13 protein-coding genes are annotated in these 14,033 nt (G+C 69.2%); 11 read left to right on the top strand and 2 right to left on the bottom strand.

From position 1 onward, the window contains the following. Positions 1-81: 81 nt before the first annotated feature. From ACFMQL_RS12910 to ACFMQL_RS12895, 4 genes are all read left to right on the top strand, one after another. On the top strand, positions 82-222 hold the full coding sequence (locus ACFMQL_RS12910; RefSeq protein WP_378785786.1) for a hypothetical protein: 141 nt from the start codon (positions 82-84) through the stop codon (positions 220-222). Beyond that, positions 219-656: a hypothetical protein gene (locus tag ACFMQL_RS12905; RefSeq protein WP_364064172.1), complete on the top strand. Its 438-nt coding sequence runs from the start codon at positions 219-221 to the stop codon at positions 654-656. The genes ACFMQL_RS12910 and ACFMQL_RS12905 overlap by 4 nt, the downstream gene beginning before the upstream one ends. A gap of 157 nt (positions 657-813) precedes the next feature. Continuing rightward, on the top strand, positions 814-1,977 hold the full coding sequence (locus ACFMQL_RS12900) for a globin domain-containing protein (RefSeq protein WP_378785785.1): 1,164 nt from the start codon (positions 814-816) through the stop codon (positions 1,975-1,977). A 323-nt stretch (positions 1,978-2,300) separates the two neighbouring features. Then, positions 2,301-3,740 (top strand): amino acid permease, encoded by a 1,440-nt coding sequence (locus tag ACFMQL_RS12895; RefSeq protein ID WP_364064166.1) that lies wholly within the window; start codon positions 2,301-2,303, stop codon positions 3,738-3,740. Between the two features lie 166 nt (positions 3,741-3,906). Here the strand turns inward: ACFMQL_RS12895 and ACFMQL_RS12890 are convergent, their stop codons facing one another. Both ACFMQL_RS12890 and ACFMQL_RS12885 read right to left on the bottom strand, forming a co-directional pair. Beyond that, a complete protein-coding gene (locus ACFMQL_RS12890) occupies positions 3,907-4,323 on the bottom strand; it encodes a Dabb family protein (protein ID WP_364064163.1) in 417 nt (138 codons plus the stop codon). Further along, complete coding sequence (locus tag ACFMQL_RS12885) at positions 4,320-4,946, bottom strand: MFS transporter (RefSeq protein WP_378785784.1); 627 nt, start codon at positions 4,944-4,946, stop codon at positions 4,320-4,322. Before ACFMQL_RS12885 ends, ACFMQL_RS12890 begins: the two co-directional genes overlap by 4 nt. Before the next feature lie 31 nt (positions 4,947-4,977). Between ACFMQL_RS12885 and ACFMQL_RS12880 the strand changes: the two genes are divergently transcribed. The 7 genes from ACFMQL_RS12880 to ACFMQL_RS12850 all read left to right on the top strand — a co-directional run bounded on the left by ACFMQL_RS12880 (position 4,978) and on the right by ACFMQL_RS12850 (position 13,610). After that, positions 4,978-5,727 (top strand): LuxR C-terminal-related transcriptional regulator, encoded by a 750-nt coding sequence (locus ACFMQL_RS12880; protein WP_378785783.1) that lies wholly within the window; start codon positions 4,978-4,980, stop codon positions 5,725-5,727. A gap of 419 nt (positions 5,728-6,146) precedes the next feature. After that, complete coding sequence (locus tag ACFMQL_RS12875) at positions 6,147-6,674, top strand: hypothetical protein (protein ID WP_378785782.1); 528 nt, start codon at positions 6,147-6,149, stop codon at positions 6,672-6,674. 309 nt (positions 6,675-6,983) lie between these two features. Further along, entirely contained in the window at positions 6,984-8,426 is a 1,443-nt protein-coding gene (locus ACFMQL_RS12870; protein ID WP_378785781.1) for a replication initiator, read from the top strand. A 146-nt stretch (positions 8,427-8,572) separates the two neighbouring features. Then, positions 8,573-10,303, top strand: coding sequence for a recombinase family protein (locus ACFMQL_RS12865; protein WP_378785780.1), 1,731 nt, complete (start codon positions 8,573-8,575; stop codon positions 10,301-10,303). A gap of 507 nt (positions 10,304-10,810) precedes the next feature. Beyond that, a complete protein-coding gene (locus ACFMQL_RS12860) occupies positions 10,811-11,488 on the top strand; it encodes a DUF2637 domain-containing protein (protein ID WP_378785779.1) in 678 nt (225 codons plus the stop codon). Next, complete coding sequence (locus ACFMQL_RS12855) at positions 11,485-11,631, top strand: hypothetical protein (RefSeq protein WP_378785778.1); 147 nt, start codon at positions 11,485-11,487, stop codon at positions 11,629-11,631. The genes ACFMQL_RS12860 and ACFMQL_RS12855 overlap by 4 nt, the downstream gene beginning before the upstream one ends. Further along, positions 11,631-13,610: a hypothetical protein gene (locus tag ACFMQL_RS12850; protein ID WP_378785777.1), complete on the top strand. Its 1,980-nt coding sequence runs from the start codon at positions 11,631-11,633 to the stop codon at positions 13,608-13,610. Before ACFMQL_RS12855 ends, ACFMQL_RS12850 begins: the two co-directional genes overlap by 1 nt. Positions 13,611-14,033 lie beyond the last annotated feature (423 nt).

Here is a 14,033-nt window from a genome sequence, read left to right as displayed (position 1 = left end):
CGGTGCCGACCGGCGTCATACGGCGGGACGAACGAGCGACCTGCCGTGCCGGGCGGAGTGTGGCCCTTGCATGATGGGACCATGCCGATCACCCAGCATTTCGCTAACGGTATGTACGGCGCGGTCGTCATCGACCCGCCCGGCCTGCCGATGGTCGATCGCGAGCACCTCCAAGCCCAGGGCGGCAGGCCAGGGCACCATACCGAGGTGAGCGTGTCATGACGTGGTGGACGGTGGTGCGTTTCCTGCACGTGCTCGGAGCCGCGCTCTGGGTCGGCGGGCAGCTGGCGGTGTCGCTGGTCGTGCTGCCGCTGGCGCGCCGCATGCTGGACGGTGAGCGGCGCGGACAGGTCATGACCGCTGTCGGGCGGCGTTTCGGGCTGCTCACCGCCGCCGTGTTCCTGCCCGTTCAGCTGGCCACGGGCGTGGCGATCGCCTGGCACCACGGCGTCACCTGGGCTTCGCTGGCCGAGCCCGGTTACGGGCGGATTCTCGCCGCCAAGCTGCTGCTGTTCTGCGTCGTCATGGCCGCGGCCGGGGTGCACGGGTGGGCGTCCGGGGCGGGGCGGCCCACACTGGCGCGGGTCATGGCGGTGGGCTCGCTGGTGGGGTCGGTCGGCGTCGTTCTGCTGGCCACCGCGCTGCCCGGCACATGATCTCGCTATAGGGACTGCTGTCCGGCCCGCTTGATCCCGCTTTAGGGACTTTCGACCCTGCGATGACCGACGTTCGCCTGGTGAGCGAGCCCGGCCTCGTCCGTAGCTTGGACCCCGGCCCACCGGGCCTCCGTAGTCCATCTGCGTTGGGGGTTTCATGCTGTCCGCGGAATCTGCGGCGATCGTCCGTGCCACGCTGCCCGTCGTCGGTGCCTCGCTCGACGCCATCACCGCGCGTTTCTACGAGACGATGTTCGCCGAACGGCCGGAGCTGCTCGACGGCCTGTTCAACCGGGGCAACCAGGCGAACGGCGAGCAGCGCAGGGCCCTGGCGGGGTCCATCGCCGCGTTCGCGACACATCTGCTCGATCATCCGGACGAGCGCCCCGACGAGCTGCTTTCGCGCATCGCGCACAAGCACGCCGCCGTGGGCGTCACCGACGACCAGTACGTGATCGTGCACAAGTACCTGTTTGCCGCGATCGCCCACGTATTGGGCGATGCCGTCACCCCGGAGGTCGCGGCGGCGTGGGACGAGGTGTACTGGCTGATGGCCGGGGCGCTGATCGCCCAGGAGGCCAGGATCTACGCGGCGGCGGGCGCGCGTAACGGCGACACGTGGCGGCAGTGGCGGGTGGTCGCCCGCCGGGAGGAGACGCCGCACGTGGCCTCCTTCCTGCTGCGTCCGCTCGGCGACGCGCCCGTTCCGCCCGCGCGTCCCGGCCAGTACGTCAGCGTCCGGGTACGCATGCCCGACGGCGTCCACCAGCTGCGCCAGTACACCCTGTCCAGCGCGGGCGAGCTGCGCAGGATCACCGTCAAGCGGGTGACCGGCGACCCCGCCGGCGAGGTGTCGACGCTGCTGCACGAGACCGTACGCCCGGGTGACGAGCTGACCCTGTCCGCGCCGTTCGGCGACGTCACCCTGGACGACGGCGACGCGCCCCTGGTGCTGGCCTCGGCGGGCATCGGCGCCACGCCGATCGTGGCGATGCTCCAGCACCTGGCCGCCACCGGCTCGGACCGCCGCGTCCTGCTGCTGCACGCCGACCGCTCACCGGCCGAGCACGCGCTCCGCGAGGACATGGCGAACCTCGCCGACGATCGCATCTTCTGGTACGAACGAGGCGCCGCAGCTCCCGACCGCGACGGCCTGATGGACCTGTCGGACGTCGAGATCCCCGAGGGCGCGATCGCCTACCTGTGCGGGCCGCTGCCGTTCATGCGCGATGTGCGCGGCCAGCTGCTGAAGGCCGGGGTGGCAGCACGCGACATCAAGTACGAGGTCTTCGGCCCGGACCTCTGGCTGGCCGCCGCCTGACGCCCCGGTCTATGGCCGGCCCCCGCGTGATCCCCGCCTGGCCTGGCCCGGCCTGGCCTGGCCCGGCCTGGCCCGGCTCCGGCGAGCGAGCAAGCGGCTTTCTCGCCGGGGGAGCGGGCCGATGACGTCGGCCAGGCCGTCGGTGCGGGCGCCGTCGGCAGCGCGAACGTGCGTTCGGTGAGCGATGCCGGCGCCGTCACCGCTGCTGCCGGCACTACTCCACAATGGCCAACTTCGTCGAGGAACTTGTCAGAAAAGGGCACTTGGCCGCGCTCGTCACACGGCACGAACCTTCCGTCATAGCTCTTCGGGAAGGAGAAGGAATGGACGGGCGCACTACCGGTTCCCCAGGTTCGGCCTCCCGCTTGGCCGGCTCCCTCGGCAAACGCCACCTCAGCATGATCGCGATCGCCGGCGTGATCGGAGCGGGCCTCTTCGTGGGCAGCGGGGCCGCCATCAGCCAGGCCGGCCCCGGCGTTCTGGTGTCCTATGCCGCCGCCGGCCTGCTCGTGGTGCTGGTCATGCGGATGCTCGGCGAGATGGCGGCCGCCAACCCCGACACCGGCTCGTTCTCCGCGTACGCCGAACGGGCGATCGGCCCTTGGGCCGGTTTCTCGATCGGTTGGCTGTACTGGTGGTTCTGGGTGGTCGTGCTCGGCGTGGAGGCCACGGCGGGCGCGGCGATCGTGCACCGCTGGCTGCCCGGGGTGCCGCAGTGGGGGTGGGCGCTCCTGCTCATGGTCGCGCTGACCGTCACCAACCTGGTCTCCGTCCGCTCGTACGGCGAGTTCGAGTTCTGGTTCGCCTCCATCAAGGTCGCCGCGATCACGGTGTTCCTGCTGGTCGGCGTGGTGGCGATCGCGGGACTGCTGCCCGGCTTCCCCGCGCCGGGCCTGTCGAACCTCACCGGGCACCAGGGCTTCTTCCCGAACGGACCGGGGCACGTGTTCGCCGCGATGCTCGTCGTGGTCTTCTCCTTCTTCGGCGCAGAGATCGCCACGGTCGCCGCGGGCGAGTCGGCCCACCCCGAGCAGGCGGTGCGCTCCGCGGTGCGTTCGGTGGTGTGGCGGATCCTGGTGTTCTACCTGGGCTCCATCGCGGTCGTGGTCACGCTGCTGCCCTGGAACGACGCGAGCGTGGTCAAGAGCCCGTACGTCGCGGTGCTGGACCGGATCGGGCTGCCGGCGGCCGGCGTGGTGATGGACGCGATCGTGCTGACCTCCGTGCTGTCGTGCCTGAACTCCGCGCTCTACACCGCCTCGCGGATGGCCTACTCGCTGGCGGTGCGCGGGGACGCGCCCAAGGCCTTCGGCAGGCTGTCGAACGCGAAGGTGCCGGTCGTGGCCGTGCTCGCGTCGACCGTCGTGGGGTTCGTCACGGTGTTCTTCAACTACGTGTCGCCCGACACGGTGTTCCTGTTCCTCACCAACTCCTCCGGCGCCGTCGCGGTGTTCGTCTGGCTGGTGATCGCGTTCTCCCAGCTGCGGATGCGCCGGGTGCTGGAGCGTGAGACCTCGGACAAGCTGACCCTGCGCATGTGGGGCTATCCGTACCTGACCTGGGCGTCGATCGCGGGCATGATCGCCCTGCTGCTCGGCATGCTCTTCGACGAAGGGAACCGGTCGCAGCTCGCGATCAGCGTGGCCGTGGCCGTCATCGTCGTAGGCGTCGGCGTCTGGCGCCAGCGCGCGGGACGGCGCGTGACGGTCGCGGAGGCCCTCGCCCCGGACGCCGCCGTGGCCGACCGATCCACCGCCCGCTGACCAGGAACGACCGGCGTGCGTCCTCCCCGCACGCCGGTCGTTTCCATGCGCGCCCGATTTCACGGCTGCTGCGGTCGCGGCGCGCATGCACAGAAACCCCGCCTGTCAGGCCGTCGGTCAGGCACGGCCCGACCGGCCGCGCCCGCCGCGAGGCCGGTTCTCGCGGTCAGTTCCCGTGCGGGCCGGGGGCGCTGCTGCCCGTGTAGGACGGGGAGGTCGGACACGAGCCGCGCGAGCGCGGGTCCTCCTCGTAGCGGCGCCGGTGCAGCGCGGCGATCTTCTCCGCGATCTCCGGGTCCTCGTCGTCGGTGACGTCGAACGAGACGAAGTTCTCGACCAGCGGGAGACCGATCTCGTCGGTGTGGCGGTGCGCGGGGTGCTTCAGGTACGCCCAGTAGCCGTCCAGGTCCTTGAGCACGAAGGTTGCGCCCCACGTGTACGCGCCGCCGACGTCGCGGCCGACCACGAACGAGACGACCTCCGGGATGACCCGCCCCTGGTTGCGCAGGCTGTCCAGCGCGGCCTCGACCTTGTCGGCGGGGGCGTCGGGGCGCAGCGTCAGGCGGATGGTGTGGTAGATCACCGGATTTCCTTTCCTCGGTGGCAACGACGGATCGTGACCGCGGCGGCGAGGACGCCCGCGAAGGCCACGAGCCCGGTCAAGGTGAAGGCGCCCGCGATGCCGGACACCTCGATCAGGGGTTGTGCGGCGAGCGGCGAGAGGAACTGCCCGAGGAACACGGAGGCGACGAGTCCGCTGAGGACCCGGCCGCGGCCTTCGGGCGGCGCCAGCTCGGTGAGCCGCAGGTTCAGGTTCGGTACGGCGAGCCCCACCCCGGTGCCGCCGACGAGCAGGCCCGCGACGACCAACGGGGTCGTGCCCGCGGTGCCGATGACCAGCCAACCGGCGGCCAGCAGGGCGACGCTCGCGGCGGTGATGGCCGCGCCGCCCAGCCGGCGGCGGGCCCGCGCCCGCGCACCCGGCGGGCGGGCGCGGGCGCGGTGCGCTGTTCGCGCACGGCGAGCATCGCGAACGGCACGATGACGACGGACACCGCATAGAGCCACGACGGCGCGCGGAAGTCCACCTCCGCCAGCAGCCCTGCGAGGGCGGCCGAGCCGGTGGCGATGGTGCTGGCGACCCGCCACGGGCTCGACGACCTGCCCGGCGTCGAGCTGACCGGCCTCACCGACGACGACGCGCAACGGCTGCGGCCGGGTGGACGAGGCCAGGCCCATGATCGAGGCGTTCACCGCCGAGGCCACCGCGAGCGGCACCGGGCAGACGATCGCCAACGCCAACTGGGCGGCGGCGGTCCTCGACAACGGCCTCGCCGACTACCCGGCGGCACTCGCCGCCGCCAGGGCGGCCACCCGCCACGGCGACCTGTTCGTCACCGCGATCGCCCTGCCCGAACTGGTGGAGGCGGCGACCCGCAGCGGCGATCACGAGACGGCCAGGGCGGCGCTGGCCTCGCTCACCGAGCGCACGGAAGGCAGCGCCACACCGTGGGCGCTGGGGGTCGGCGCCTATGCCCGTGCGCTGGTCACCGGTGACGAGTCCGACCATCGCGCGGCGCTCGACCACCTCGGGGCGACCAGGCTCGCCCCGTACCTGGCCAGGGCGCACCTGCTCTACGGGGAATGGCTGCGCCGCCAGGGCAGGAAACGGGACGCGCGCACGCAGCTGCGTACCGCCCGCGAGCGGCTGGCGGACATCGGCATGACCGCCTTCGCCGACCGCGCCACCGCTGAACTGCGCGCGGCGGGCGAGGTCGTCCGCGGCCGCACGACGGGCGACATCGACGATCTCACCGCTCAGGAGACGCACATCGCCCGCCTGGTCGCGGGCGGCGCCACGTCCAAGGAGGTCGCGGGGCGGCTGTTCATCAGCCCGCGCACCGTCGACGCCCACCTGCGCAACATCTTCCACAAGCTCGGCATCACATCCCGCCGCCAGCTCAGGGAGCTGCCCGGACTGCGGTGACCACACCCGAGCCTTGGGCGCGGCCGGCCACCTTAGGCTCTTCATCCCGATACGGGGAAGTAGCCGCGCTTGCTCACAGGCACCCACCTCGCCCTTAGCCGGCAGAATCGCTCAATTGCACCGTTATGTCGTCCTATGCGAATTTTGGCCGCAAAGTGTTCGGTCAGAAGCGCTAGTAGGCACACATTGTGGCATGCATTGCTAATATCATTCCCCGTATGGATCGCACGCCGGCGGCGGGCGAGGGCTGTTTGCTCCGGCCGCACGTGTGCCGGTGCGGAGCGCATGACGGCCGAGGGATATGCGGCGGCATGAATGCGTCGTCGCGATTGGCGCATGCCCATGAATAATGATCACCTGTTCTCCCAAGCGTGGCCTCGCCTTCATTTGTCAGGCCGGTGATCGGGAAAGGGGCGGAGGTGCTGACTGATAAAAAGAAAGACGGTCATAAGCGCAGATTCGCGAGTTGGTGGAATCGTAAAACGCAGGCTGAGATCTGGACCATCATCGCCGGCGTAGTGGCTCTTGTGACCGTTATACCCCCTATATGGGGTCCAGACGAGTCGCCCACCACCGCTTCCTCGGCGACTCCGAGCCCGGGTCCTTCGGTCCTCTACGAAGGCGGGCTCCGCTTAGACGGTGACAGCAAAGATCTCGATGCCAGCCCGCCGGCATCACGACCCGACGTCAACGACATATGGTGGGTGGAAAAGCGCTACGAACTCGATCTGTACGACAACGGTCTTGTGGCTCTCTGGCGAGGGGCAGGCAAGCCGGGCTATGAGGAATGCTACGACGCCGCTTATGCCGAGGGCTCTAAGGAACTGGCAGTAAGCGTTGGACGGTGGTATTGCATCAAGACGGTGGAGTCACATTTCGGTGCCTTCTTCGTAGAAGAGGTCGGCAAGACGGTCAGGGGACGACTAACGGTCTGGGAGAAGTCTTGACGATCTCCGCTCGGTGACGACTCGGTTCACTGCTGCCGTCACGGTCAGGACGATCAGGCCCCACGTCATGATGACGGCTGAAGGCGCAGGAGCCTATCCTCCATGGGCGCGGGACGCTCGAGCCACTGCCGTGCGCACAGCCGCCCGGCAACCGCCTGGTGATCGACGGCTGGCACCGCATTCACCGTGCCCTCGACCTCGGCTTGGAGCAATTGCCGGCGATCCTGCTGGACCCGGGAGACGAACGCGCCTACCGCCTACGCGGCGGCGACATCTGACAGTGCTGCGCGCGCGGGGGCGGGGCCAGTCATGGCTGGCCCCGCCCCCGACTATTTATCACTGCCGGCCAAGCGCAACCGTCAGCTCCGCATGGCCCAATGCCGCGAGGGCTGGCACCTCGACCACGAACCGGCCAGCACCCCGAACGAGCCGGACGAGGAGCAGCGTCGGCTGGTCGAGTTCCGCGCCGACGTCCACGCCCAGCAAGAGGCCGCCGGACGAGCAGGCCAGGACAGCACCGGCCTCGACATCCTCGCCGAGGGCTTGGACGAAGAGATCACCAAGGCCGGGATGCGCGGTCACGTCACCGGTCGGACCACCGGCCGCCGCGTCCGCTCCACCAGACGACGCCAGGACGCCCCGGACCTGCCCAAGCGCAAGATGGCCGCCACCACGCTGGGCCGCACCTTCACCGCACCGGACGGCCGGGTCTACCGGCCCTCGATGTTCATCACCCTGACGCTCCCGTCCTACGGCAAGGTCCGCGACGGCGTACCCCTCGACCCGGACACCTACGACTACCGCCGCGCCGCCCGCGACGCCCTGCACTTCTCCAAGCTCATCGACCGCTTCGTGCAGAACCTGCGCCGCGTGGCCGGATACGACGTGCAGTACTTCGCCACCGTCGAGCCACAGCAACGCCTCGCCCCGCACCTGCACATGGCCATCCGCGGCACACTGCCCCGCGCCGAACTCAAGCAGATCATCGCCGCCACCTACCACCAGGTCTGGTGGCCACCCACCGACACCATCCGCTTCGAGGGAGACCACCTGCCGCTCTGGCAGGACGGGACCGGCTACCTCGACCCCGACACCGGCGAAGTCCTGCCCACCTGGGAACAGGCCCTCGACCAGCTCGACGCCGACGATGATGCCCAACCCCTCCACGTGGTCGGCTTCGGCGAACAGCACAACATCCAAAGCGTGCTCGCCGGCACGCCCGCCGCCGGCAAGTGGCTCGGCTACCTCACCAAGTACCTGACCAAGAGCCTCGCCGACCCGCTCGACGCCGCCACCGACGACCAGGCCCGCCGCGACCACGCGGCCCGGCTCGTCGAAGCCCTCCGCTTCGAGCCGTGCTCACCCACCTGCGCCAACTGGCTCCGCTACGGCATCCAGCCTAAGAACGCCAGGCCCGGCATGCAGCCCGGCCGCTGCCGTGGCAAGGCCCACAAGCCCGGACACCTCGGCTACGCCGGACGCCGCGTCCTGGTCTCGCGCAAGTGGTCCAACAAGACCCTCGCCGAGCACAGGCAGGACCGCCGCACCTGGGTCCTGGAAGCCCTCGGCCACCCCGACCAGCCCACCGACCCGCACCGCTACATCTGGAAGCCCGTCCCGGCCGGCGACGCGAACGTACCGCCCCTCGCCGTACGCCTCCTCCGCACCGTCGCCGAACGCCAACGCTGGCGAGCCCACATGAACCGGCTAGAGCAAGATCTTTCGGCAATGGGAGGGGAGGTGGCGGCATGAGGGGTGGGGGAGAGCTGGAAGTCGTCCTTCCCGCGCATGATCCTCACCTGACTCCCGGCGCGGCGATGGAGCTGCTTGCCATTCTGATGGAAGCGAGTCCTGAGCCGTTCAGCGGCCTTCTGGCCGACGCGGCGTGAAGGAGGACCATGAGCGCTACCCGCTTCGCCTTCTACGGCCGAGTCTCGACTGAGGACAACCAGGACCCGGAATCCTCGCGGGCCTGGCAGCTCACTCGTTCCCGGGCGCTCATCGAGCCCAGAGGGGGCGTGATCGTCGCCGAGTTCTTCGATGTGGACAAGTCACGCTCGATTCCCTGGCAGCGCCGTCCGCAGGCTTCGGCACTGTTGACCGAGCTGCGCAACCCGGATCGGGACTTCCAGGCTGTGGTGATCGGCGAGCCGCATCGGGCGTTCTACGGCAACCAGTACGGGCTGACTTTCCCGCTCTTCGAGCACTTCGGGGTCCCACTGTGGGTGCCCGAGGTCGGTGGTCCGATCGACTCGTCCAACGAAGCGCACGACCTGGTGATGAGTGTGTTCGGCGGGATGAGCAAGGGGGAGCGCAACCGGATCAAGATCCGCGTTCGTACCGCCATGTCGGCTCAGGCTCAGGTCGAAGGGCGTTTTCTGGGTGGGCGTCCGCCGTACGGCTACCGTCTGGTGGACGCCGGCCCGCATCCCAATCCGGCCAAGGCGGCTGATGGCCGGCGGATGCACCGTCTCGAACTCGATCCCTTCGCCTCGGCGGTGGTCGCCCGGATCTTCGCCGACTTTCTGGCGGGCTATGGGCTGTTCGCCATCGCCGAGAGGCTGACGCGTGAAGGGATCCTCTGCCCCTCCGCTCACGACCCGGCGCGGAACCGCCACAGCTCCGGCGTGGCCTGGTCCAAGGGGGCCGTGCGCGCGATTCTGACGAACCCCCGCTACACGGGCTACCAGGTTTGGAACCGGCAGCGAAAGGACGAGGTCCTGATCGACATCGATGACGTCGGGCTCGGCCACACCACCAAGCTTCGATGGAATCCCCAGGACAAGTGGATCTGGTCCGATGCGCCTGCGCACCCGCCCATCGTGAGCCGCGAGGACTTCGAGGCGGTGCAGGAGGCGCTGGCGAGCCGGGGCCACCGCTACACGGACAAGACAGTCAGGCGGTCTCGGCATTACTACCAGCTCCGCAGTCTGCTGCGCTGCGGCATCTGCGGGCGCAGGATGCAGGGGGAGTGGAACAACGAGATGCCGTACTACCGGTGTCGCTTCCCGCAGGAATACGCGCTGGCCAATCACGTCACACATCCGCGCAACGTCTACGTCCGTGAGCGCGACATCACCCCGAAGCTTGAGCAGTGGCTCGCGCGGCTGTTCACGCCGTGGAACATCGAACGGACGCTGGACCAGATGGTCGGGGCCCATGGAGGCCCGGCGCCGGCGGCTCAGGAGAGCGAACTGCTCAAGCGGCAGCTCGCTGAGAGTGATCGGAAGCTCGGGCAGCACCGCGCGGCTCTGGAGGCGGGTGCTGATCCGGTGATCGTCGCCGGGTGGATGCGGGAGGAGCAGTCGCACCGGAGCGAGCTGGAGCGTCGGCTACGGCGCCTGCCGGCGGCCCGGAGCGCCCGCATGGATCGGGACGCTCTCGCGGCGTCCCTGCGCAAGCTGGGCGACCTGGTGGACGTTCTCCGTGACGCGAGGCCGTCCCGCAAGGCGAAGATATACGCCGAACTCGGTCTGGAACTGACCTACTACCCGTCACAACGAAAAGTCCTGGTTGCTGTTACCAGCAACCAGGACTCCATCGGGTCAGAGTGCGTGTCCGAGGTCGGTCTTGAACCGATCGACTATCTTTTGGGCAGTTGTGACAGCCCGTGGCTGGACATCTCGTGACTGGGGCGGATGTCCAGTCCGGTGCGCAAGCTTTGCGGCCGAGCCGAGCCGTTAACCGCACAGCGCCCGTGGGAGGCGCACGCGGTCAGGCCGTCGCAGTATCGCCACGAAGGTCGTGCCCACGCCGGACAAGATCCAGTGCCACGCGGCTGGCCCGTGTTGAGATCCGCCCCGACGCCTGAGCGATCGTCCGGACGCGTCTCCAGTACCACGTCGTTGGCCCCAAACCCATGCCAGTAAGGCGGCCGGGAGCCGGTGACTGTAACACCGACCCCGGCCTGCGACCCAGCAACCTGACTGAACCAGGAGCCAGGCCATGAGGCCCAACCTTTCCACACCCACCGTCACGACGGAAACGCAACCCATCGACGAGGTTCCGCCGCCCCTCCTTCGACGCTTCGTCTCCAACCTCTTGCTCTCACGCCGTACGCGCCTCGCGCCGGACACTGAAATGCCCATCGACCCTGGCACAGGCCGGTCGGAGATCGGGTCATCCTCGGCTTCGCGGTGGCCGTCCTGCTGGCGGTCGCCGGCGCGGCGGCGTACGTCTCGTACCACCACTTCTACGCCCTGGCCATCGCCCTGGGGGAGCGGCACGACATGGCCGTCCTCTACCCGGCGATGTCCGACGGCGTGATCGTCATGGCCTCGATCGTGATGGTCTACTGCTCGCGTCGCCGGATGCGTGTGCCAGTCCTGGCGTGGGTCACTCTCGCCCTGGGAGGCGCGGTGACGCTGGCGGCGAACGTGGCGCACGGCTGGTCGGGCGGGCTGGGGTCGCGCCTGGTCAGCGCCCTGGCGCCGCTCGCGTTCGGGGCCGCGTACGAACTGCTGATGTGGATCGTCCGCAACAACCGCCGCCCCTCTCAGGAGACCTCCCCGGACACGCACGTGTGCCAGCCCACCGAGACTGTGATCGAGGTGGAACGTCAGGTGCCAGTGGTGCCTGCCGACCGGTTCGAGGCGGCGCGGCTGGCCTACCTCGACAGCCTCGGTGAAGGCAGGCAGCGCCTCGGCCGTCGCCCGCTGATGAACCGGTGGGGGCTGGAGCAGCGCGAAGCGGAGGAGATCATCGCGGAGGTGGAGCGGGAACGAGCACAGGCCGCCGAAGCGAAAGGGCCGCAGAGGTCGGACGCTCAGGGTGCGGTGCCACCGAGCGACACGTATGAGGAGGACGCGGCGTGAAGGGCATCCTCATCTTCCAGGACCTGTGCCGTCTCGCTGCGTACAGGACCCAGGCCGTAGAGATCGTCACCGAACCGCGCGCCATGTATGCCGAGATTCCTGGATCGCTGGTCACCGGACCGGAGGTGAAGGCGTTCCCGTGATGGAGGACATGCACGACGGCATCACCACCGCCCTCCAGGACGAGACCTCGCCACTCACCTCCATCACCGAACCGAAGCAGACCCCGGACGAGAACGACGTTCTTGAGGGCACCGTCGTCCTGGTCGATCAGCCACATCGGTCTGGCCCTGCCGATCTGCTCGCCGAGCTGGCTGCGCGCCGGCAGGAGCGGTCGGCGCTGGTGCCGGTGTGGCTGAGGTCGCGGGCGGACGCCTTGCAGGTGCTGAGGTGGCAGGCCGAGGACACCGGCTACGTGTTCACCTATCACCTGCTGCGCACACCGAAGTACGCGGCCAAGCTCCTGGCCCGGTCCCCGGCAGGCGTCTGGCGGGCGCTCGCCGGGCTGGTGCGCTGGTTGTTCGATCTGGAAGGCCACCCGGTCCGCCGGGCGGCCGTGGCGAAGGAGCAGGCCGCGGAATACCTGGCGCTCTCCAAGCAGCGCGACAGCCGGGTCAAGGCGCGGCTGCGGACGCTCCTCACCGGCGCCATCGCGCTGCTGCTCGTGGGCACCGTGGTGACGTTGGTAGCACCGGCCTGGGTCCACTGGGCCACCGTCGGTCTCCTCATCGCAGTCCTCGGCGCGGTCGGGTCTCCCGCCGACAAGCCGCTCTTGGACCGGGCAATCGTGCCCACTCACGTGCGCAAGCTCACCAGTGACCAGGTGCTGGACGCGCTCGGCTCACTCGGCATCTCGGCCATCAACCAGGCGCTGGGCAAGAAGGGACGCGGGATCACCTTCCCGGCCCCGATCATGCGTGACGGGCCGGGCTGGCGGGCCGAGGTCGATCTCCCGCTCGGCGTGACGGTGGCGGAGGTACTGGAGAAGCGCGACAAGCTCGCCTCTGGCCTGCGCCGCGCCCTCGGGTGCGTGTGGCCCGAACCGGTGTCCGAGGAGCACCCTGGTCGGCTGGTGCTGTGGGTGGGAGACGTCGAGATGCGCAAGGCCAGGCAGCCGGCCTGGCCGCTGTTGAAGTCTGGGCAGGTCAGCCTGTTCGAGCCGGTCCCGTACGGCAACGACCAGCGCGGCCGGCCGATCTCGATCCTGCTCATGTTCGCCAACGTGCTCATCGGCTCCATGCCGCGCTACGGCAAGACGTTCGCGCTGCGGGTGCTGCTGCTGGCCTGCGCCCTGGACCCGCTGGCCGAGCTGCGGCTGTTCGAGTTGAAGGGCACCGGCGACCTATCGGCGCTGGAGAAGGTGGCCCACCACTACGCCAAGGGCGCCACCGACTCCGCCAAGGCCGCCTGCGTCGCCTCGCTCGCCGAGGTGTACGCCGAGCTGGACCGGCGCGCCGAGGTCATCGACGGCCTGCCCCGCCACCAAGCACCCGAGTTCAAGGTCACACCCGAACTGGCGGCCCGGCGCGATCTCGGCCTGCATCCGATGGTGGTGGCGATCGACGAGTGCCAGGAGCTGTTCACCGACGACGAGTACGGCGAGGAGGCCGCCAAGTACGCCACCGCGATCATCAAGCGCGGCCCGGCCCTCGGCATCATCTTCGATCCTGACCACCCAACGGCCGGACAAGGACAGCCTGCCCAAGGCCATCTCGGCGAACGCGGGCATCCGGATCTGCCTGCGGGTGATGGGCTGGCAGGAGAACGACATGATCCTTGGCACCGGCATGCACCAGGCCGGGGTCAAGGCCACCATGTTCACCCTCAACGACAAGGGCATCTCCTGGGCCGTCGGCATCGCCGAGGACCCGCTCATCGTCCGCTCCGCCTACCTGGACGGCCCCACCTCCGAGCTGATCGCCGAGCGAGCCCTTCACCTCCGCCAGGCGGCCGGAACACTGTCCGGGCAGGCGATCGGCCAGGAAGGGCCGCAGCGGGTCTCCTACGACCTGCTTCCCGACATCCTGACCGTGACTACAGCCAAGGAAGAAAAGATCTGGAACAGCATCGTCGTGGACCGGCTGGCCGACTTCCGGCCGGACGCCTACGGCCAGTGGGCTGACCTGGAGGACGACGCCAAGACCGCCACACTGACCGCCCGCTTGAAGGAGTACGGGGTTCGCACGGAGGACACGTGGGGCCGCGACTCCGCCGGTAAGGGCCGCAACCGCAAGGGTTTTATTCGCACCGACGTGGTCGGGGCACTAGGCAGGCGAAAATCTAGCCAAGCTTGAGCCTCATCATGATGAACGCCCTTGGAGTCGCTTCCGAGGGCGTTCGCAGGAGGCCGCTAGAACGCTAGGTACCAGGTCACTGTGGGCGTGATCCGCGAGCGGACCCGCTAGGCCTAGTACTCCAGCCGCATTTAGTGATCGATGATTCGTCGCTGTCGCTGGTAATGGCAGCGGCGGGCGCGGGCTTGATGCCGACGTCGCCACTGTGACCAGCGGATTCGATGACTGGCAGGGTGCCGGGGCTGGGCAAG

Source organism: Nonomuraea fastidiosa, assembly GCF_042751225.1.
GTDB lineage: Bacteria > Actinomycetota > Actinomycetes > Streptosporangiales > Streptosporangiaceae > Nonomuraea > Nonomuraea fastidiosa.
This window is presented reverse-complemented; position numbering and strand designations above follow the sequence as displayed.

What these genes read in the sequence shown, in the direction of transcription:
- ACFMQL_RS12910 (WP_378785786.1), top strand. Translation starts at nt 82, where the DNA reads ATGCCGATCACCCAGCATTTCGCTAACGGTATGTACGGCGCGGTCGTC.
- ACFMQL_RS12905 (WP_364064172.1), top strand. Translation starts at nt 219, where the DNA reads ATGACGTGGTGGACGGTGGTGCGTTTCCTGCACGTGCTCGGAGCCGCG.
- ACFMQL_RS12900 (WP_378785785.1), top strand. Translation starts at nt 814, where the DNA reads ATGCTGTCCGCGGAATCTGCGGCGATCGTCCGTGCCACGCTGCCCGTC.
- ACFMQL_RS12895 (WP_364064166.1), top strand. Translation starts at nt 2,301, where the DNA reads ATGGACGGGCGCACTACCGGTTCCCCAGGTTCGGCCTCCCGCTTGGCC.
- ACFMQL_RS12880 (WP_378785783.1), top strand. Translation starts at nt 4,978, where the DNA reads ATGATCGAGGCGTTCACCGCCGAGGCCACCGCGAGCGGCACCGGGCAG.
- ACFMQL_RS12870 (WP_378785781.1), top strand. Translation starts at nt 6,984, where the DNA reads ATGGCTGGCCCCGCCCCCGACTATTTATCACTGCCGGCCAAGCGCAAC.
- ACFMQL_RS12865 (WP_378785780.1), top strand. Translation starts at nt 8,573, where the DNA reads ATGAGCGCTACCCGCTTCGCCTTCTACGGCCGAGTCTCGACTGAGGAC.
- ACFMQL_RS12850 (WP_378785777.1), top strand. Translation starts at nt 11,631, where the DNA reads ATGGAGGACATGCACGACGGCATCACCACCGCCCTCCAGGACGAGACC.